This is a genomic window from Paraburkholderia sp. J10-1, from assembly GCF_905220165.1.
In the GTDB taxonomy this organism is placed as follows: domain Bacteria; phylum Pseudomonadota; class Gammaproteobacteria; order Burkholderiales; family Burkholderiaceae; genus Paraburkholderia.
In genome coordinates this window covers 700087-718807 of record NZ_CAJMYW010000001.1, presented here as the reverse complement: position 1 = coordinate 718807, position 18721 = coordinate 700087, and the positions used below count along the sequence as shown (strand labels likewise).

20 protein-coding genes are annotated in these 18721 nt (G+C 63.7%); 14 read left to right on the top strand and 6 right to left on the bottom strand.

Annotation, left to right across the window (positions count from 1 at the left end; genetic code table 11):
- Positions 1 to 62: 62 nt before the first annotated feature.
- Positions 63 to 1781, top strand: a complete 1719-nt coding sequence (locus tag U5A65_RS03190; protein ID WP_321945453.1) for an FAD-dependent oxidoreductase — start codon at positions 63 to 65, stop codon at positions 1779 to 1781.
- 47 nt (positions 1782 to 1828) lie between these two features.
- On the opposite strand, the gene U5A65_RS03185 is transcribed toward U5A65_RS03190, so the two are convergent.
- Both U5A65_RS03185 and U5A65_RS03180 read right to left on the bottom strand, forming a co-directional pair.
- Positions 1829 to 3409: a sodium:proton antiporter gene (locus tag U5A65_RS03185; RefSeq protein WP_321945452.1), complete on the bottom strand. Its 1581-nt coding sequence runs from the start codon at positions 3407 to 3409 to the stop codon at positions 1829 to 1831.
- A 49-nt stretch (positions 3410 to 3458) separates the two neighbouring features.
- A complete protein-coding gene (locus U5A65_RS03180) occupies positions 3459 to 3734 on the bottom strand; it encodes a XapX domain-containing protein (protein ID WP_321908302.1) in 276 nt (91 codons plus the stop codon).
- Between the two features lie 282 nt (positions 3735 to 4016).
- On the opposite strand from U5A65_RS03180, the gene U5A65_RS03175 reads away from it, so the two are divergent.
- From U5A65_RS03175 to U5A65_RS03130, 10 genes are all read left to right on the top strand, one after another.
- On the top strand, positions 4017 to 4703 hold the full coding sequence (locus U5A65_RS03175; RefSeq protein ID WP_321908306.1) for a hydrolase: 687 nt from the start codon (positions 4017 to 4019) through the stop codon (positions 4701 to 4703).
- 126 nt (positions 4704 to 4829) lie between these two features.
- Positions 4830 to 4997 (top strand): DUF1427 family protein, encoded by a 168-nt coding sequence (locus tag U5A65_RS03170; RefSeq protein ID WP_321908307.1) that lies wholly within the window; start codon positions 4830 to 4832, stop codon positions 4995 to 4997.
- Positions 4998 to 5028: 31 nt separating this feature from the next.
- Positions 5029 to 6918, top strand: coding sequence for an amidohydrolase (locus U5A65_RS03165; protein ID WP_321945451.1), 1890 nt, complete (start codon positions 5029 to 5031; stop codon positions 6916 to 6918).
- A 1-nt stretch (position 6919) separates the two neighbouring features.
- The gene (locus U5A65_RS03160) at positions 6920 to 7366 is read left to right on the top strand and encodes a DoxX family protein (RefSeq protein WP_321945450.1); all 447 of its coding nucleotides are present in this window, start codon (positions 6920 to 6922) and stop codon (positions 7364 to 7366) included.
- Positions 7367 to 7402: 36 nt separating this feature from the next.
- A complete protein-coding gene (locus U5A65_RS03155) occupies positions 7403 to 8317 on the top strand; it encodes a glyoxalase (protein ID WP_321908310.1) in 915 nt (304 codons plus the stop codon).
- Positions 8314 to 9009 (top strand): YoaK family protein, encoded by a 696-nt coding sequence (locus U5A65_RS03150; protein ID WP_321908312.1) that lies wholly within the window; start codon positions 8314 to 8316, stop codon positions 9007 to 9009. The genes U5A65_RS03155 and U5A65_RS03150 overlap by 4 nt, the downstream gene beginning before the upstream one ends.
- Before the next feature lie 93 nt (positions 9010 to 9102).
- Positions 9103 to 10638 (top strand): alginate export family protein, encoded by a 1536-nt coding sequence (locus U5A65_RS03145; protein ID WP_321908314.1) that lies wholly within the window; start codon positions 9103 to 9105, stop codon positions 10636 to 10638.
- A gap of 410 nt (positions 10639 to 11048) precedes the next feature.
- Complete coding sequence (locus tag U5A65_RS03140; RefSeq protein WP_321908316.1) at positions 11049 to 11621, top strand: ester cyclase; 573 nt, start codon at positions 11049 to 11051, stop codon at positions 11619 to 11621.
- Between the two features lie 97 nt (positions 11622 to 11718).
- Complete coding sequence (locus U5A65_RS03135; protein WP_321934599.1) at positions 11719 to 12654, top strand: LysR family transcriptional regulator; 936 nt, start codon at positions 11719 to 11721, stop codon at positions 12652 to 12654.
- A gap of 128 nt (positions 12655 to 12782) precedes the next feature.
- Complete coding sequence (locus U5A65_RS03130) at positions 12783 to 13220, top strand: PRC-barrel domain-containing protein (RefSeq protein WP_321945449.1); 438 nt, start codon at positions 12783 to 12785, stop codon at positions 13218 to 13220.
- 124 nt (positions 13221 to 13344) lie between these two features.
- On the opposite strand, the gene U5A65_RS03125 is transcribed toward U5A65_RS03130, so the two are convergent.
- A complete protein-coding gene (locus tag U5A65_RS03125) occupies positions 13345 to 14199 on the bottom strand; it encodes an urea carboxylase-associated family protein (protein ID WP_321945448.1) in 855 nt (284 codons plus the stop codon).
- A gap of 177 nt (positions 14200 to 14376) precedes the next feature.
- Here U5A65_RS03125 and U5A65_RS03120 point away from each other — a divergent pair, with 177 nt between their 5' ends.
- The 3 genes from U5A65_RS03120 (at position 14377) to U5A65_RS03110 (ending at position 16814) form a co-directional block, all read left to right on the top strand.
- Positions 14377 to 15276 carry a LysR family transcriptional regulator gene (locus U5A65_RS03120; protein ID WP_321945447.1) on the top strand — a complete coding sequence of 300 codons (900 nt, stop codon included), beginning with the start codon at positions 14377 to 14379 and terminating at the stop codon, positions 15274 to 15276.
- 193 nt (positions 15277 to 15469) lie between these two features.
- Positions 15470 to 15781, top strand: a complete 312-nt coding sequence (locus tag U5A65_RS03115; protein ID WP_321908324.1) for an antibiotic biosynthesis monooxygenase — start codon at positions 15470 to 15472, stop codon at positions 15779 to 15781.
- Positions 15782 to 15800: 19 nt separating this feature from the next.
- Positions 15801 to 16814, top strand: coding sequence for a zinc-binding alcohol dehydrogenase family protein (locus tag U5A65_RS03110; RefSeq protein ID WP_321945446.1), 1014 nt, complete (start codon positions 15801 to 15803; stop codon positions 16812 to 16814).
- A 98-nt stretch (positions 16815 to 16912) separates the two neighbouring features.
- Here the strand turns inward: U5A65_RS03110 and U5A65_RS03105 are convergent, their stop codons facing one another.
- The 3 genes from U5A65_RS03105 to U5A65_RS03095 all read right to left on the bottom strand — a co-directional run bounded on the left by U5A65_RS03105 (position 16913) and on the right by U5A65_RS03095 (position 18627).
- Entirely contained in the window at positions 16913 to 17449 is a 537-nt protein-coding gene (locus U5A65_RS03105; RefSeq protein WP_321945445.1) for a cysteine hydrolase family protein, read from the bottom strand.
- A gap of 216 nt (positions 17450 to 17665) precedes the next feature.
- On the bottom strand, positions 17666 to 17890 hold the full coding sequence (locus tag U5A65_RS03100) for a hypothetical protein (RefSeq protein WP_321908330.1): 225 nt from the start codon (positions 17888 to 17890) through the stop codon (positions 17666 to 17668).
- 242 nt (positions 17891 to 18132) lie between these two features.
- Complete coding sequence (locus tag U5A65_RS03095) at positions 18133 to 18627, bottom strand: MarR family transcriptional regulator (protein WP_321908332.1); 495 nt, start codon at positions 18625 to 18627, stop codon at positions 18133 to 18135.
- Between the last annotated feature and the right edge of the window lie 94 nt (positions 18628 to 18721).

The window sequence follows — 18721 nt, the reverse complement described above, 5'->3', positions numbered from 1 at the left end:
AAAGCTGCCACGATGAACGGACACGATACAGAACGAATGTCCGACCGGCAGACAAGACGCATATGATCGACGCAGACGATACGAGCACAAGAACGAGCACGAATACACCCGAGTCCGAACACCCGTTTTCGTCGCTGGAACATCGCAGGCATCAGATGTTTCCCCGCCTTTCCAGCACGGAGATCCATAGCGCGAGTCGGTTCGCACGACGCAAGGCGTTCAAGGCCGGCGAGCTGATATTCGAGACCGGACGCGTGGCCGAAGGGTTGCATATCCTGCTGAGCGGCCGCGTGCGCATCGATTCGCGCGATGCGCAGGGCCGCACCACGCTCGTCACCGAACACCACGACGGGCATTTCATGGGCGAGATGGTGCAGCTCACCGGCAAGCCGTCCCTCGTCGACGCCATCGCGCTTACCGACTGCGACACGCTGGTGCTCAAGCCGGAGCAATTGCGCGCGCTCATCGTCGCGGATGCCCAGCTCGGCGAGCACATCATGCGGGCGTTGATCCTAAGGCGTCTCGGGCTCATCGAGCAGGGACTCGGGCCCATTATCGTCGGCTATGGCGACGACACGCGCGTTGTCCGGCTGCAGGGTTTCCTGCGACGAAACGCGTATCCCGCCGCCGTGATCGATGCGCGAAACGATTCGGAGGCCGTGCGGTTTCTTGCCGGACTCACTTCGAATCCCGAGGACTTTCCACTCGTCTTTTGCCCGGACGGAACGGTCCTGCGCGCGCCGGACGAAGTGGAACTCGCCACGCGGCTTGGCCTCGTGCCCACGTTTTGTGCTTCGCAGTGCTACGACATCGCGATTGTCGGAGCCGGCCCGGCAGGCCTCGCGGCGGCAGTCTACGCGGCATCGGAAGGGCTCTCGGTGGTGGTGTTCGACCGGCGTGCGCCGGGTGGGCAGGCTGGCGCGAGTGCCCGCATCGAGAACTACCTGGGCTTTCCGACGGGTATCACGGGGCAGGCGCTCGCCGCGCGTGCATTCCAGCAGGCGCTGAAGTTCGGCGCTCACGTTGCCATTCCGACCGCGGTCGAGTGCATCGAACGTACTTCCGGCAAGTTCGCGCTGGCACTTTCCGACGGACAGTGCGTTCGGGCGCGAGCGGTCGTGGTGGCAAGCGGTGCGGCGTACCGCAGGCCTTGCGTCCCGGGCTTCGAGCACTTCGAAGGCAGAGGCGTCTACTTCTGGGCGTCCCCCATCGAGGCGCGTCTCGTGAGAGGCCAGGACATCGTGCTGATCGGCGGCGGCAATTCGGCGGGGCAGGCTATCGTGTTTCTCGCCAACTTCGCAAGAAGCATACGCGTGCTGATTCGGCGGGAGAGTCTCGAAGCCACCATGTCGCGCTATCTGATCGAGCGAATCGGCGCCCTGCAAAACGTCTTGATCTGCGCGGGTTGCGCTCTCGAATCGCTGGACGCGAGCCATGGCAGTCTCGAGCGCATTCAGGTCCGGCATCAGGACGGGGGCAGCGAGACCATCGAGACCCGACACCTTTTCCTGTTCATCGGCGCCGACCCGAAAACCGACTGGTTGACATCGACAGGAGTACAGCTGGACGAGCACGGATTTGTCGTGACCGGGCCGTCCGACGCGGGCAACGGCTCGGGCTGCCTGCCGCTCGAGACGAACGTGCCAGGCCTCTTCGCCATTGGCGATGTGCGCTCGGGCGCGGCGAAGCGCGTGGCCTCGGCGGTAGGCGATGGCGCGGCGGTGGTCGCGCAGATTCATGCGTGGCTCGCTCGGTCCGCGGCGCAAAGCAGCGATTCTTGAGGCGGGCTTGCGGGGCCGGCGTCAAGCGCAGCGGCCGGCGCCACGCCTTACGGTTCGAGCAGGCGCTGCAGGCGCAATTCCTCGAGATCGAGTTCGGACTCGATGCGATGCAAGACCGCATCGTCCACCTTGCCGACACGGTGCAGGTCGAGCAGCGTCGCGCGAGACACGCCGACGAGTTCGAGTTCGACGCGCAGAAAGCGCGCCCGGTCCGCGACCCGCTCGATGCCTGAAGTGTGCGCGTTCTGATTCGCGCTCACGCGGATCCGGTATTCGGCAAGCAGACGCTCGAGCGTGGCGCGTTCGATACCGGAAGCACGCTTGCCGATATCCTCGAGTGCAGCAAGGGACGCACCGAAGGTTTGCGCGCGGGCCTCGTGCTCGGACATGGTGTGACGTGCGGCCGGGCGCAGCTTCAGCAACCGGATAAGCGGCGCAAGGCTGCCGCCCTGCACGACGAGCGTCGCGATGATCAGCAAGAAGGTGCTGAACACGATCAGGTCGCGGCCGGGGAAATTGCCCGGCAACGCAATCGCGGCCGCAAGACTCACGACGCCTCGCATGCCGGCCCATCCCAGCACGACGGCCTCCGCGAACGACCATGACTGACCGCCCGCGCGCCTTGCTCGCAACCGGCTCGGGAGCCAGACCGCGGCGAACACCCACACGACGCGCGCGACGATTGCCGCCGCAGTCGCGGGCAACGCGACGCGCAACCCGGCCACGAGCACGGCGCTTTCGTGATGCACGCCCGCGAGAATGCCATGTAGCGCGAGGCCGATCAGGATGAAGACGAGCGCATCGAGGACGAACACGATCGCTTCCCAGGTCGCCTTGGCCTTGATGCGCAGGTCGGCGTCGAAGACGCGGTGCTGGCGCACGCCGAGCACGAGACCGCAGGTCACCACCGACAGGACGCCCGAGCCGTGCACGGCCTCGGCGATGCCATAGCTCGCCCATGCCATCACGAAGGTCACGACGATGCCGAGCATCGGGTCGCGCAAACGCGGCAGCACCCAGCACATGGCGTGGCCGCAGGCGAGGCCAACGGCGACACCGATCAGCGTCAGCGCGAAGAACAGCCCCGTGGCGCTCGCAACGGTGATCGTGGCTGCGAGCGCGGCGGAAACCGCCATCTGATAGAGCAGCAGCCCCGATGCATCGTTCACGAGGCTTTCGCCTTCGAGCACGGCCACGAGTCGCCCGGGTAGCGGATGGCGCTGGAGGATCGCCTTCGCGGCGACCGCATCCGGCGGAGAGACGATTGCGCCGAGCGTGAAACACGCAGCCCACGGCAGGTCCGGATTGAACGCGCGCACCGCGACAGCAACGGCGACGGTCGTGAATGTGACCGCACCGAGCACGAGCGAGGTGATGGTGCCGAGTTCCTGCCTGAATTCCTTCCAAGCCGTATAGAACGAACTCGACATCAGCAGCGGTGGCAGCACGGCCGCGAGCAGCAAGTCGGGATCCATGTCGGGAGCGCGTTTGCCAGCTACCGCGATGACGCAGCCGCCCAGCAAAAGCACAACGGCAGGCGGGATCGAGACGCGCTCGGCGAGCCAGGTCAGCGCGCCCGCGCCGCAGATCAGCAGCAGGAGGTAGTGAAACAGCTCGACGTTATTCATTCCTGTGCCTGCAGTTCATGCAGTGCACAAGCGGGTGCATGGCGACGCATCATGATGATTGATGGTCTTTTGCCGCGGCGTCGGGTACTCGAGCGCCCGGCAGCGAGCCGAACATATGCTGGCCGCATTTTGCGTCTCGCCATGCTGCGCGCGGCTTGTCGCCCGAGAGCATGCGGCGCGCGAGCGGAAGGATCTGCTCGCCGGCCAGCATGCCTAGCAGCCCCATTAGCGCGATGATGGGCGGCGCGGGCGACTGCACGTTAATTGTGTAATAGACGACACCGATCAGCATGCCGGCCAGCAGCGAAAGAATATAGGGTTTCATGATACGAATCTCGTTGATGACCGGCTCACGGAGAAGCCTTGCTCGGCAATCTGTGCGAAAGGGTAACGGGTTTTCAAAAGCGGGAAAAGGCGCTTTCAGATTAATTAAGGGTAAATTTTCTGGAATTAGATTAATTCCATTTTTTAGTTGTTGAAGCGCTGCTTTAGCGTGTCAAATAAGCGCAGCTGGCCCACGATCCCGCCAGTGCAATACACCCCGGTCACCTCCCGGTCATGCCCGCGAGGTAGCGTCTCCTCTCCCGGTTCAAAGGAAACTTGTGTCATGAGCAATCCTAAACTTGAAGTCCTGACCCCGCAGAATAGCCAGCTGATCATCATCGATCAACAACCGCAGATGGCCTTCGGCGTGCAGTCGATCGACCGCCAGGTGTTGAAGAACAACGTCGTGGCGCTTGCCAAGGCGGCCAAGGTGTTCAATGTCCCGACCACGATCACGACGGTCGAAACGGAAAGCTTCTCGGGCTATACGTACCCCGAAGTGCTCGACGTGTTTCCGGACCACAAGCTGCTGGAGCGCACGTCCATGAATTCGTGGGACGACCAGAAGGTTCGCGACGCGCTCAAGGCGAACGGCCGCAAGAAGGTGATCGTGGCGGGCCTGTGGACGGAAGTCTGCAACACGACATTTGCGCTGTGCGCCATGCTCGAAGGCGGCTACGAAATTTATATGGTGGCCGACGCGTCGGGCGGTACGTCGAAGGATGCGCACGACTTCGCGATGCAGCGCATGGTTCAAGCGGGCGTTGTGCCCGTCACGTGGCAGCAGGTCATGCTCGAGTGGCAGCGCGACTGGGCGCATCGCGAAACGTACGACGCGGTCATGGCAATTGCGAAGGAGCATTCGGGCGCCTACGGCATGGGCATCGACTACGCCTACACGATGGTCCACAAGGCCGGGCAACGCACGGCTGAGCCGCACCAACTGCTGGCGGCGGTACCGGCGAAGTAATGGCCTGCGTCGCGGCAGCGCACGCTGGCGCGACGCGTTCAACACGATGGGTGTTGGCTGACTGAATTGATAGATAAGGATGTCTAAGTACATACCGAATCTTGATCCTTCGAAGAGTCTGACCGTATGGAATCGTATCTCGTGTCGCTCGGTGCCGGCGTGCTCGCCGGTGTGATCTACAGCGTCGTCAAGGTTCGCTCGCCGGCGCCGCCGCTGGTCGCCCTCGTCGGTTTGCTGGGTATGGTTATCGGCGCTCAGGCCATTCCCACCCTCAAGCCGTTGTTCGGCTTCTAATCGCAGTACGTTTTGAAGCGAGGAAACGCACATGTGTGCAACCGCTACCCATCCCGATCTCATTCTGCACAACGGACGGTTCACTACGCTCGACCGTTCGAACCCGCGCGCCACCGCCGTGGCGATCGCGGATGGCCGCTTCGTGGCGGTGGGCAGCGATGCGGAGGTCATGCCGCTCGCGGACAGCGCGACCCGGGTCGTCGATCTCGGCGGCAGGGCGGCACTGCCTGGGTTGATCGACAATCACCTGCATTTGATTCGTGGCGGCCTCAACTACAACATGGAATTGCGCTGGGACGGCGTTCGCTCGCTCGCCATTGCCATGGAAATGCTCAAGCAGCAGGTCGCGATCACGCCCGCGCCGCAATGGGTGCGTGTGGTCGGCGGCTTCACCGAGCACCAGTTCGAAGAGAAGCGCCTGCCGACCATCGAAGAGCTCAACGCCGTGGCGCCCGACACGCCCGTCTTCATACTGCATCTGTATGACCGCGCGCTGCTCAACGCAGCGGCCCTGCGCGTGGTGGGCTATACGAAGGAAACACCCGAGCCGCCCGGCGGCACAATCCTGCGCGACAGTGCGGGCAACCCAACCGGGCTGTTGCTCGCCAATCCCAATGCGTCGATTCTCTACGCGACGCTGGCAAAAGGCCCGAAGCTGCCGCCCGAGTATCAATACAATTCGACGCGCCATTTCATGCGCGAGCTCAATCGCCTTGGCGTGACCGGCGCAATCGACGCGGGTGGTGGCTCGCAGAATTATCCCGACGATTACGAAGTCATCCGCAAGCTCCACGAGGCGGGCGAGATGACGGTGCGCATCGCGTACAACCTCTTCACGCAGAAGCCGAACGCCGAAAAGGAAGATTTCGTGAACTGGACCCGCACGGTCAAGTATCACGATGGTTCGGACTACTTCCGGCATAACGGTGCGGGCGAAATGCTGGTGTTCTCGGCGGCCGACTTCGAGGACTTCCGTGTCGCGCGTCCCGAACTGCCGCCTGGCATGGAGGGCGAACTCGAAGGCGTGGTGCGCGTGCTGGCGCAGAACCGCTGGCCGTGGCGGCTGCACGCCACCTACGACGAAACCATCAGCCGTGCGCTCGACGTGTTCGAGCGGGTCAACCAGGATATTCCGCTCGAGGGCCTCAACTGGTTTTTCGATCATGCGGAAACCGTTTCCGAGCGCTCGATGGACCGCATCGCCGCGCTGGGCGGCGGCATCGCCGTGCAGCATCGCATGGCCTACCAGGGCGAGTATTTCGTCGAGCGCTACGGCGCACAGGCAGCGGAAGCGACGCCGCCAGTTGCGAAGATGCTCGCCAAGGGTATCAAGGTCTCGGCTGGCACCGACGCCACGCGCGTGGCGTCGTACAACCCGTGGGTGTCGCTCGCGTGGCTCGTGACCGGCAAGACGGTCGGCGGCCTGCGGATGTACCCGCAGCGCAATCTGCTCGATCGCGAAACAGCGCTGCGCATGTGGACGGAATACGTCACCTGGTTCTCGAATGAAGAAGGCCGCAAAGGCCGCATCGCGGTCGGGCAACTCGCCGACCTCATGGTGCCGGACCGCGACTTCTTTGCGTGCGCCGAAGACGATATCGCCACGACGACGGCATTGCTCACGGTAGTCGGCGGCAGGATCGTCTGGGGCGCGGGCCCGTTCTCGCAATACGATGCGCCGATTCCGCCCGCCATGCCGGACTGGTCGCCGGTACGCCAGTACGGCGGCTATGGCGGCTGGGGCGCGACTCAGCGCGAGGGTTCGCCGTTGCAGCGTGCGGCGGCCGCAGCAATGTGCGCTTGCGCGAACGCCTGCGATTTGCATGGCCACGGCCACGCGAGCGCATGGGCCAGCACGTTGCCGACTTCTGACACCAAGGGCTTCTGGGGCGCGTTCGGATGCTCCTGCTGGGCGATCTGACATGATGGCGCGGAGCGGCACTCGCAACCCCGCATGGGTCCGTGCGCTGCTTTCCCAGTGGTGGGTGGCGCCGCTCATGCGCGTCGCGCTGGTGTCCGCGTATTTGATCGGCGGCGTCAACAAGGCGCTGCACTTTGACAGCGCTATCGCGGAGCAGGCGCATTTCGGCCTGCATCCGCCCGCACTTTGGGCGGGGCTCGCGATCGTGGTCGAAATAGGCGGATCGTTGTGCGTGGTGCTGCGCCGTTTTACCTGGATTGGCGCGGGCGGCCTCGGCATGCTCACCGTCGTGGCGATGCTGGTTGCCAACGACTTCTGGAACCAGAGCGGCACGGCGCGTTTCATCGCACTCAACAGCTTTTTCGAGCATTTGGGTCTGATCGCGGCGCTTGTGCTCGCAACCATGCTCGGCGATGCGCAACCCGCATCCGGCGACAGCCGAGCATGATTGACCGGCAAAATGAAACATCAAGGAAATCCCGTTATGAAAGCTATTCGCTCTGTACTCGTTGCCCTGATGATCGCGGGCGGCCTCGTCGCCGCGCCCGTGTCGTTCGCGAAGCCGCCGGTGTTGCCGGCACAGGCGCCGTGGGTCGCGGTCGGTCCGCAATACGACACGACCCATGTGTATGTAGCTCCCGAAGATTTCGACCGTTTCACAGACAGCTTCGTGGCGACATTCGGCGGCAGCAAGTCGAAGCAGGGTGTGTTCCAGGTCACGCCGACACCGAGCCAGACGATGTCGCAACTCGTCTTCACGCCGGCGGGCACGATCTCCGTGTTCGGCTTCAAGACGCCTGTTCCCTGGCCGTTCGGCGCTGAACGTACGGGCTACCTCGTGACCGACATGGACGCGGCGATGAAGTCGGCGCGTGCGCTAGGCGCGGATGTGATCGTCGATACGTTCCCCGATCCGATCGGCCGCGACGCGGTTCTCACGTGGCCGGGCGGCGTCAATATGCAGATCTACTGGCATACCCAGGCACCGCATTACGATCCGCTGCAGACCGTGCCCGAGAATCGCGTGTACGTATCGCCGCAAAGCCTGCACAAGCTGGTTCATGCCTATGTCAACTTCTCGCACGGCAAAGTGGTGTCCGACGAAGCCAACGCGCCGGGCGTCGAAATCGGGCGCCCGAACGATACCTATCGCCGTGTCCGCATCGAATCGGGCTTCGGCAAGATGACCGTGCTCGTGACCGACGGCCATCTGCCTTACCCCTTCGGGCGGGAAATGACGGGCTACGAAGTGGCGAATCTTGCCCAGACGCTGGAGAAAGCAAAGGCCGCGGGCGTGACCGTGCTCGTTGCGCCATTCACGTCCGAAGGGCGCGACGCCGCGATCGTCCAGTTCCCGGGTGGCTATATCGCTGAGATCCACGCCAACGCCGCGAAATGAAGCACGAGGACTCGATCCTTGCCGCCATCGCCGGATTCGTCGACACGCTGAGCTTCGTGGCGCTGTTCGGGCTCTTCACCGCGCACGTCACAGGCAACTTCGTGCTGATCGGCGCAGGCGTTGCAGGCTACGGCCAGGGCATTTTGCTCAAGCTGATCGTGTTTCCCGCATTCGTCGGCGGGGTTGTTCTCAGCAGCCTGCTGGTGCGCTCGCTCTCCGAGGCGCATGCACGTCAGGGCGCGCGCGTGCTCCATGCGGTGCAGGCCGTGCTCATGGCCGGCTTTTGCCTCGCGGGCGTGTGGGCGACGCCGGTCGGCCAGCCCGACAGCCTGCCGGTCATCGCGGCCGGTGTGGTCGGTGCGTTCGCGATGGGCGTGCAGAATGCGCATCCGCGCCTGATCCAGCGTCCCGCCGTGCCGAATACGGTGATGACAGGCAACGTCACGCAAGCCATCCTGGACGTAGTCGACATGCTGTCCGCGAGTACGCCCGCAAGCTCACGCGACACAGCGCGTGCGCGCTTCGGGAAGATGATGCCGGCCATCGTGGCATTTGCAATCGGCGCCACGGCTGGCGCGCTGGGGTTGCGATACGTGGGCTTCTGGGCGCTGCTCGCGCCGGCGTGCGCGCTTGCAGGGCTCGCGTTGACCACGGGCGAACACGAGCGTACGGCCACGCCGGGGCACACATGAAGCAACGCGGCGAATGATGTCGCCGCGAGTGCACGCGTCGCATGAGGCGGTCGGATACATTCAACTACAAGCCGGGAACGGCCAGGGAAATTCATGGTATCGAGCACGATGCGCGGGCGGCGCTTCGAAAAAGCCGCCGGCGCGACGGCCATTGCTGGGCTGTTGCTGACGGGCGCCGATGCGGCGTTCGCGCAAAACGCGGCACAACCCGCCGCAGGAACGAGCGTCGCGGCCGACCCGGCGGATACGGCCGATACGGGAAATACGGCTGGCAACGCGGCGGCGCAAACGGGTAGCATCGCGGCGGCCGCGTGCGACGTCAAACGTCCTGTCGTGATGTTCAATCGCTGGCAGGAAGACTGGTCGGTGCTCGCCAATCCCTGTGTTCCGCGCAAGCCGCTCGACGGACTCAAGTACATCCCGCTCGGCGGCGACCCGTCATCGTATCTTTCGCTCGGCGCGAATCTGCGCGAGCGGATCGAAAGCAACAACGCGCCGCTCTTTGGCATCGGGTCCGCGCAGTCGGACACGTACCTGATCCAGCGCGTGGAAGTGCATGCCGATGCGCGTCTCGCACAGCACTGGCAGTTCTTCGTGCAGCTCGAGGACGCGCGTCCGTTCGGCAAGAACTCGGTTACGCCTGTGGACAAGAATCCGCTCGATGTCGAGCAGGCATTTGTGACCTATACCGGCGCGCTTGGCGGCGGCACGGTCAAGGTTCGCGTTGGGCGCCAGGAAATGGCGTTCGACTTGCAGCGTTTCATTTCCGTGCGCGATGGTCCGAACGTGCGCCAGGCGTTCGACGCGGTCTGGGCCGACTACGAGTATCAGAAGTGGCGCTTCATTGCGTACGCAACGCAGCCCGTGCAGTATCGCGACGCGACCGTGTTCGACGACGTGTCGAACCGCAATCTCACCTTCAGCGGCGTGCGTTTCGAGCGCCAGTCTGTGGGTCCCGGCGATCTGTCCGGCTACTGGTCCCGCTATAACCGCAGCAACGCGCGATATCTCGATGCGAGCGGCGCTGAGCGCCGTGACGTATGGGACTTGCGATACACGGGCACGCAAGGGCGCTTCGACTGGGACGCTGAAGGCATGTTGCAGTCGGGAACGGTCGGCAACAGCACGATCGGCGCGTGGGCAATCGGCACGATTGCCGGTTACAAGCTCGACATGCCCTGGTCGCCGCGCATCGGGCTGCAAGTCGATGCAGCTTCGGGCGACCGGCATCCGAACGACGGCCGGATCGGGACCTTCAATCCACTGTTTCCTAACGGCTATTACTTCACGCTTGCCGGCTATACCGGCTATTCGAACCTGATTCACGTGAAGCCTTCCATCACGCTCAAACCGACCGCGAATCTTGCGCTGCTCGGCGCGCTCGGTTTCCAGTGGCGCGAGACAACCGGCGACGCTGTGTATCAGCAGGGCAGTCAGGTCGTGCCCGGCACAGCGGGCAAGGGCACGCTGTGGACCGGCATGTATGTGCAGTTGCGCGCGGACTGGACGATTGCGGCGAACCTCATTGGTTCGATCGAAGCCGTGCACTTCCAGGTGGGGAACACGATACGCCAGGCGGGTGGACATAATGCCGACTACGCTGGTATCGAGCTCAAGTATGGCTGGTAGGACAGCCCCGCCGAAAGCATCGAACCAATATCGTTCGCAGCAGTGACTGATTGAGCTATGACGAAATCGTAGCTAAACAGCTGATTTATATTGGTAAGTCCGTTCAACTTAGACGTCTGCCGACAGCAGCGCGCCGGCCTCGACTCACGGAAAACAATCGTTAGCAAACAAGCGTCGCGTTTCAATCGATTTTTCTGTCCAGCTTGAAAATCATTCAAGAACGGGACTCATTATCAAACGGCACGGTATTAAGCAAAATGGTTGCACTTCCACAGCGGTTCCACCGCTTTCTGGAGACAACCAAGCGGCTTCCCATTCTGGTTGTGCTCCCGCGCATGATACGCAGTACGAATTACATTGTTTCCAACCGATTCAGTGAATTTGACCATCACGCATTCAAGGAGTCTCACATGAACACGCAAACCGCTTTCTCTGCTGTCTTCCGCGCCTCTGTCGCCACGCTGTCCGCCGCCACCGCTTTGCTCGGTATCGCGTTGCCGGCCGCAGCGGCGACGAACGACAGCCTGGTGCAGCCGCAACAACTCATCGTCGACAAGAGCCTGCCGAAGCATCAGGCACAACAGCAGATTCGCGCCGCGCGCCTCTACGACACGTTCTGGAGCACGGGCGACGAAGCCCAGGCCCGCGAAGCGCTGGCCGCCGACTTCACGGACCGCACGCTGCCCGCCGGCCGCCCGCAAGGCGTGGCCGGGCCGCTCGCGGCATCGAAGGTGTTCCACGGCGCGGTGCCCGACGTGCATGCCGACGTCGAGCAGATGATCGTGACGGGCGACCGCGTGGTAACCCATCTGCACTTCACGGGCCATTTCACGGGGACCTTCAACGGCGTGCAGGGCAAGGGCCAGCCGGTGGATTTCATTGCCACGGACATCTACCGCATCCGCGACGGCAAGATCACCGACAACTGGCACCTCGAAGACAACCTCACGTTCCTGCAGCAACTGGGCGTAGTCGCCAAATAAGCGCGCACTGTGCATGCCAGTGGCGGTCCGCACGCTTCGCGGGCCGCGCAGGCGTATCGCGCTACCATCGCTGTCACCTTCATCGCAATGCGCAGCCATGGACAATCTCGGAGACATTCGCCTTTTCGTCGAAGCGGCCAGTCTTGGCAGCCTGTCGGCTGCCGGCAGAAAGCTTGGGCTCTCGCCCGCCGCGGCGAGTGCGAGGCTCGTGAAGCTGGAAGGCGTGCTCCACACGCAGTTGTTCGAGCGCTCCACACGCAAGCTGCGCCTGACCGACGAAGGCCGCATGTATCTCGCGCATTGCCAGCACGCGCTGCAAACGCTCGACGACGCGCGCGCCGCGCTGCAAGCCGGGCGCACTTCGGTGAGCGGCGCGCTGCGTGTGTCGGCCACGTCCGACTTCGGGCGCGCCGTGCTGCGCCACTGGCTCGACGAATTCAACGAGCGGCATCCACAGGTCACGCTCACGCTCGTGCTCTCCGATTCGCTCTCGCACCTGCTTCAAGACGATATCGATCTCGCGATTCGCTTTGGCGTGCCCGCCGATAGTGGGATGGTCGCGAGGCGCATGGCCGACAATCGCCGCGCGCTGTGCGCGTCGCCCGACTATCTTGCCGCCCATGGTGCGCCGAGCCACCCCGACGAGTTGCACGAGCACGACTTCATCCTGCTTGCCTCGACGGCGGGTGTGGCGAACCACTGGCGCTTCGCGCGCGGCGAAGAAGCCGCGCTTTTTTCGGCGCCGCTCGAGCGCTCGCGCCAGACCAACGACGGCGCGCTGGCGCGCGAGTGGGCGATCGAAGGGCGCGGCGTGGTGATGAAGTCGATCTGGGACATAGGCGCCGATTTGCAGGCTGGGCGGCTCAAGCTGCTCTTGCCGGAGTGGCGCAGCCCGGACGTGCCTGTAAACGCGCTCTTTCAGCGCACGCCCTATATGGCGCCGCGCGTACGCACGCTGCTCGACTTTCTCGAGCAGCGCTTCGCCGAGGCTTCCGTAGGGCTGGCGGCGTTTTTGCGTCAGGCGTCCCTTTAGTTGCTTTCGCGCAAACAGCTTGAGCGCAGCGCCTCGCCATACCGGCTACCATACACTCCGCCCGCAGTCTCGCAGTGACTCGCAACGACCTGCGCGGCGAAATAACCGGAATACAGGAGCGAAACAAGATGCTTTTCCGCAAGACGATGTTGGCCGTAGCTGTATTCGGCGCCGTGGTGGCCAGTGCCAGCGCGAATGCCCAGATCGCGGGCGCGCAGCCCTTGAGCGTGTCGATCGAGCAGTCGCAGGCACTGCTCGAAGGCTGGAGCGTGAAGAAGAGCGTGCTCGGCAAGCCCGTTTATAACGACGACAACGCGAAAATCGGCACCGTGCGCGACCTGATCGTCGCACCGGACGGCTCGGTTTCCGCGGCCATCGTTGCGGCGGGCGGTTTCCTCGGCGTCGGTTCGCATGACGTGGCCGTACCCATCGCGTCGCTCGACGTGCGCCAGGGCAATCTCTATCTGCCCGGCGCAACCAAGGAAGCGCTGAAGGCCACGCCCGCGTTCCAGTACGCGAAGGTCGAAACGCCGCCGAAGCCGAAGAAGGTCGAGAAGCAGCAGTAAGCCGCAACCGCTGTACACCGTCGGGCCATGCGAACACTTGGGTGGGCGCATGGCCCGACGGCTTTTGCGCGATGATTTTTTGTCTGGCGCGAGGAGCTGCACCGGCTGCGCGCGCTCGGGCGACTCAGCAACCGCACTTCCAGTCGGGCTGCTGCAAAGCCATGCCGTGCAGGCCGCGATATTCGGCAACAGGCGGCGAAGACCAGCCTTCCAGTAGCGCGGGCGCGAGCCGATAGATCTCGATGCCGAGCGGCCGGCAGACTTCCAGCGGGTCGCGCGCGTCCGGTCCCCACATCGGCAGCGAAAGGTCGCCGCCGGGGCAGGTCGAAAGCGCGCACAACAGGTCGATTTCGGCGAAAAACTCGAGGTAGTCGCCCTTCTTCGCCGGGCAGGCCTTCATGAAGTATTTGTCCTCCAGATTCAGGCCCGTGCACTGGAACACGTTGAGCACATCGTGCACGTCGTATTCGGTGAGCCCGTAGGGCGCGATGGCGCGCGTGAGATTCGAGTGGCAATGGAAATGGAAGTCTTCGCCAGTCAGCATGCGGTTCACGTAGGGGTCGCAGCGCGTTCCGAGCAGGTCGTGAACGCGCCCGCCGTGCTCGTCCACACCGTAGCCGGCGAGGCTGTCGTCCGTGATGGTGACGAGCGGGCGCAGGAAGGGCAGCGTGGACCACAGGCGGTCGAAGGTGCTCACGTGCGCCTGCTGGAGTTGGCGCGTGCGCGAAGCCCACATGCGTTCGCGCGGATCGTGCCGGTTCCATAGATTGAGGTCGGCCACTTGCGGGCCTTCGATCGTCACGATGCGAAACACGTGCCCGGCGGGGACGCTCCAGGCCTGACCCGAGCGTATCGGCACGACAATGGATTCGATCAGCTCGCGCTGACCTTGCTCTTCAGCGATGCGGCGGTAAAAGGGCTTGTTCACGTCGAGCGCGGAGCCCTTGGTCGACTGGTAGGCGGCGGGATAGTTCAGCATTGCCTCGTACTCCTGTATGAACGATCTGCGTTTCCAACTGGGAAGTATAGAACCGCCGCCCATTTCGCTGATCCGCGCACGAGGCCCGCGCGCGGCGGCTTCCTGTACAGTTCGCATACTCCATGACTGCCGCGCCGGCTTGCGGGGCGAGCGCAGCCCAACGAGACGCGACGGAACATGATCAGACTGGAAGACCTCGTCATTTTTATCAGTGCGGCGGACAACGGCAGCCTCTCGGCCGCCGCGCGTCAGCTCGATCTCACGCCCGCCGTGGCGAGCGCGGGCCTCAAGCGCCTCGAAACCGAACTCGGCACGCGCCTGCTCGCACGCTCCACGCGCAGCCTGCGCCTCACGCCGGACGGCGAGCGCTACCTGGACTACGCGCGCGGTGTCATGGAGCAGGTGGAGGCCGGCCAGAACGCCGTGGCGCATGGGCGCAAGATGATCGGCGGCAGCGTTTCGCTGTCGATTCCTTCCGATCTCGGGCGCAACGTGCTCGCGCCCTGGCTCGACGACTTCCAGACGCAGCATCCGGCGGTGTCGTTCCAGGTGCACATTGGCGACAGCGTGACCGACATGTTCCGCTCCGCGGTGGCCGTGGCGGTTCGCTATGGCGTGCCCGAAGACTCCTCTCTCGTCGCGCTGCCGCTCGCGCCCGAAAACCGGCGCGTGCTGTGCGCCGCGCCCGGCTATTTCGCGCGTCACGGCAAACCTGCCTCGCCCGCCGATCTCTCGCGCCACAACTGCCTGCGCTTCGCGCTGAGCGACACACTGCACGACCGCTGGACCTTCTATCGCGGCGACGATGCCAGCGTCGTAACCGTGCAAGGCAACCGCAGCAGCGACGACGGCGAACTCGTGCGCCGCTGGGCCGTGGCGGGGCATGGCCTCGCATACAAGTCGCGTCTGGACGTGCTTGCCGATATCAAGGCGGGCCGCCTCGAAACCGCGCTCGACGCGTATCAAGGCGAAGGCGCGCCGCTGCATCTCGTGTGCGCCCACCGCACGATGCTCTCACCAACCGTCAACGCATTGCGCGACGTGCTGCGCGATCGTATTGCCGCGTTTCTTGCCTGACGTGTCATTGCGCAGTCAGCCCGCTACGGACCTGACACCTGGCCCGCTGGCTCCGGCCTTTCCGCCGCTCCCGCCGCTCGATCCCGCGCGCGATTTTCAAAGCAGCTTTGAAGCTGAATTCGCCGATTGCCGCTATGCGCGCGGCTCGCGCTGGCCGATTATTCGTACCAACACGAACGGCACGGAGTCCTCGATGATCGTCGCGATAGGCCGCTTTTACCTGAGAGCCGACAAGATTTCGCATTTCGAGGCGGCCTGGCTGCGCGTCTGCCCGCTGCTCACGAGCAAGCCGGGTTATCGCGGTCATCGCCTGGGTCCGCAGTGCGAAGACGAAGGCTGCTATGTGCTGGAAGTGGAATGGGACAGCCTCGACGCGCAGAGCGCGTTCATGATGCACGGCGATTTCCGGACCTTCCTGCACGCGCTATGGCCGTACTTCTCGGCGGACCCGGACCTGTATCACTTCGAGCCGCTCGCCCAACCGAGCCGGTTTCCTGCAATTTGACTGTCTGGAGGTATTCACGATGAAAGCGATTGGTTACTACCGCAATCTCCCCATCAGCGACCCCGAATCGTTGATCGATCTCGAACTGCCCGATCCGCAGCCGGGCCCGCGCGATCTGCTCGTCGAAGTGCACGCGGTGTCGGTCAACCCGGTCGATGTGAAGGTGCGCGCGAATATGGCGCCCGAAAACGGCGAGGCGAAAGTGATCGGCTGGGACGCGAGCGGCATTGTGCGTGCCGTGGGCCGCGACGTGACACTCTTCAAGCCGGGCGATCGCGTGTGGTACGCGGGCTCGCTGCTGCGCCCCGGCACCAACAGCGAACTGCACGTGGTGGACGAGCGCATTGTGGGCAGCATGCCGCAAAGCCTGAATTTCGCCGAGGCGGCCGCGTTGCCGCTCACCTCCATCACGGCGTGGGAACTGCTGTTCGATCGGCTCAAGGTGGCCGAGGGCACGGCGCAGTCCGGCGAATCGCTGCTCGTGATCGGTGCGGCGGGCGGCGTGGGCTCGGTGCTCCTGCAGCTGGCGCGCAAGCTCACGGGCCTCACGGTGATCGGCACGGCTTCGCGGCCCGAAACGTCGAAGTGGGTGAGCGAGCTGGGCGCGCATCACGTCATCGACCATACGAAGCCGCTTTCGCAGGAGCTCAAGCGCATCGGCATGGAAGGCGTGGACTATATCGCGAGCCTGAACCAGACCGATCATCACTTCGACGAGATCGTCGCCTCGATCAATCCGCAGGGGCATCTTGCGCTGATCGACGACCCCGAGCTGGTCGACTTCCGCAAGCTCAAGAGGAAGAGCGTGGCGCTGCACTGGGAGTTCATGTTCACGCGCTCGATGTTCGGCACGAAAGACCAGATTCGCCAGCACCAACTGCTGAACCGTATGGCCTCGCTCATCGACGAAGGCGTGCTGCGCACGACGCTCAACGAGAGCTTTGGGACCATCAATGCGGCGAACCTGCGCCGGGCGCACGAACTCGTGGAGACGAACCGCTCGCGCGGCAAGCTCGTGCTCGAGGGGTTCTAAACCACGGACTGCTGACGAAAGCTGCCACGACCAGGCATTCGATCGCACGCGCACCATGGGCTGCGGATGCGATCGAACACCTGCGCGCGCGCCGTAGCTCACTCAAACGCACAATCCGCCGTGCTAACGAGCTTGACGAACGGACCGCTCAACGTGCGGTTATGGTGCTCGATAATCGACGCGGCGCTGAGCACGGGCGTATCCATGGTCGTGTGGGCGTCTGCGACGAGCAGCGCCTTGAAGCCCAGGTCGCCCGCGGCGCGGCAGGTCGAATCCACGCAATACTCCGTCTGCATTCCCGCGATGACGAGCTCGCCCACGTTGGCGTGCGCGAGCCGCTGCGCGAGATCGGTGCCGGTGAAGCAATTGGGGCGGCGCTTCTCGAACACGCTGTCGATATCCGGGTCGATGGCGAGCGCCGGCAGCAAGCGCGTGAGCGGGCTGCCCGGCTCGATGGGCGAACCCGGCGGCCCGACGTGGCGTGCGGCGAAGACCGGCGCGCGGGCCTTGCGGGCTTTCGTGATCAACTGCTCGATATTGGCGAGTACGCGCTGCCCGTCGAACGGTGCATTGGGGCCGTTGAACAGGCCTTCTTGCATATCGATGACGAGAAGGGCGCGAGCGAGGCTGGGCATGGTGGCTCTCCGGTGGTTGTGCCCGCAACGCACGGAGAAACGACAAGGCCCCGTCCATTGCTGGCGGGGCCTTGTGATCGATACGAAATCTAATGTGCGCGCACCGAACTCACGACCCGCCGGAAGCGGTCGTGGTAGTCGTCGTGGTGAGCAGGTGCGCGTTCATGAGGACGATCATGCAGGAGGCGGCATGAGGCGTCAATCGTGTTGCACGCGTCAGCGCGAACTCTCGGGGCGCTGCCAATGTGCGTTGGCTTGCTTGTCCGTAATGCGGACCTTGGCCAGCAGCGGCTTGTAGCCCCGCAGGACGATCTCGCTGATCGCGAGATGCTCCGAGCGGAAGATGTTGTCGGCGAACTTGCTGCCGTCCGCGAATTCCAGGGCGTAGCCATCGATTGGCCCCCATTGGCCCCTCGGCAACGGTTCGATATACACGTCCATGATGAGTCTCCATTGAATAACAAGCGAATAAGAAGCGTCGTTCGTTTCAGTCTATCGCAGTGAAAGACGACTTCCCTGCCGCTTTGTTGCGCTGCAATTTCCTTGTTGTTCAATGGCTTACGTGATGTCTTTCACGATAAGAGAAGGTGTCCTTCCATGTGCAATTGCCGGCCCGCATCCGGGACTGCGTCATTTGCACACACCGGGCGCGCATTGCACGATATGAAAGCGAGAGGGGGCATTCACTCCGGCTCGCGCTGCGCCTGTGCGCCCAGATCGATCTCGTCCATGCCTTTGTTCAGCTGATTCAGGAAATGCACGAGCGAAACCTTGTCGTCGAAGCGAAAGCTCGCAAGCGCCTGCCGATAGAACTCGTAGATCTTCGGCTGCAGGCTCTCCCAGAACACTTTGCCTTGTTCGGTGAGCACGACTTTTTTCGCGCGCCGGTCCACGGTGTCGGCCACGCGCAGCACGTGCTCGTCGCGCTCCAGACGCTTGAGCACACCGTCGAGACTCTGGCGGCTCACCACGAGATAGTCGGCCAGCTCGGAAAACGACATGCCCTGCGCCACCTGTGGGCGCGACAGCGCGCCCAGCACCGACCACTGCACGGTCGTGATGCCGAGCGCCTTGGTCGTTTGCCGGTCTAGCGTGTTGCCCGCCTGGAACAGCCGAAAGAACAAACGGTTGTGAATGGACGAGACGGACTGGTCGTACGAAGGGTCGTTCTGGGTCATGGGCGCCTTTCGCTACCCGCGCGGGTGCGCAGGCAATGAGACAAATACCTGATACGAAAATAGTGAAGGGAAGTGGGCGTGCCGTCCATTTGGG

Coding starts and splice junctions, on each gene's coding strand:
- U5A65_RS03110 (WP_321945446.1), top strand. CDS start 15,801: ATGAAAGCGATTGGTTACTACCGCAATCTCCCCATCAGCGACCCCGAA.
- U5A65_RS03130 (WP_321945449.1), top strand. CDS start 12,783: ATGCTTTTCCGCAAGACGATGTTGGCCGTAGCTGTATTCGGCGCCGTG.
- U5A65_RS03105 (WP_321945445.1), bottom strand. CDS start 17,449: ATGCCCAGCCTCGCTCGCGCCCTTCTCGTCATCGATATGCAAGAAGGC.
- U5A65_RS03145 (WP_321908314.1), top strand. CDS start 9,103: ATGGTATCGAGCACGATGCGCGGGCGGCGCTTCGAAAAAGCCGCCGGC.
- U5A65_RS03170 (WP_321908307.1), top strand. CDS start 4,830: ATGGAATCGTATCTCGTGTCGCTCGGTGCCGGCGTGCTCGCCGGTGTG.
- U5A65_RS03140 (WP_321908316.1), top strand. CDS start 11,049: ATGAACACGCAAACCGCTTTCTCTGCTGTCTTCCGCGCCTCTGTCGCC.
- U5A65_RS03120 (WP_321945447.1), top strand. CDS start 14,377: ATGATCAGACTGGAAGACCTCGTCATTTTTATCAGTGCGGCGGACAAC.
- U5A65_RS03190 (WP_321945453.1), top strand. CDS start 63: ATGATCGACGCAGACGATACGAGCACAAGAACGAGCACGAATACACCC.
- U5A65_RS03135 (WP_321934599.1), top strand. CDS start 11,719: ATGGACAATCTCGGAGACATTCGCCTTTTCGTCGAAGCGGCCAGTCTT.
- U5A65_RS03175 (WP_321908306.1), top strand. CDS start 4,017: ATGAGCAATCCTAAACTTGAAGTCCTGACCCCGCAGAATAGCCAGCTG.
- U5A65_RS03095 (WP_321908332.1), bottom strand. CDS start 18,627: ATGACCCAGAACGACCCTTCGTACGACCAGTCCGTCTCGTCCATTCAC.
- U5A65_RS03180 (WP_321908302.1), bottom strand. CDS start 3,734: ATGAAACCCTATATTCTTTCGCTGCTGGCCGGCATGCTGATCGGTGTC.
- U5A65_RS03100 (WP_321908330.1), bottom strand. CDS start 17,890: ATGGACGTGTATATCGAACCGTTGCCGAGGGGCCAATGGGGGCCAATC.
- U5A65_RS03150 (WP_321908312.1), top strand. CDS start 8,314: ATGAAGCACGAGGACTCGATCCTTGCCGCCATCGCCGGATTCGTCGAC.
- U5A65_RS03165 (WP_321945451.1), top strand. CDS start 5,029: ATGTGTGCAACCGCTACCCATCCCGATCTCATTCTGCACAACGGACGG.
- U5A65_RS03160 (WP_321945450.1), top strand. CDS start 6,920: ATGATGGCGCGGAGCGGCACTCGCAACCCCGCATGGGTCCGTGCGCTG.
- U5A65_RS03115 (WP_321908324.1), top strand. CDS start 15,470: ATGATCGTCGCGATAGGCCGCTTTTACCTGAGAGCCGACAAGATTTCG.
- U5A65_RS03125 (WP_321945448.1), bottom strand. CDS start 14,199: ATGCTGAACTATCCCGCCGCCTACCAGTCGACCAAGGGCTCCGCGCTC.
- U5A65_RS03155 (WP_321908310.1), top strand. CDS start 7,403: ATGAAAGCTATTCGCTCTGTACTCGTTGCCCTGATGATCGCGGGCGGC.
- U5A65_RS03185 (WP_321945452.1), bottom strand. CDS start 3,409: ATGAATAACGTCGAGCTGTTTCACTACCTCCTGCTGCTGATCTGCGGC.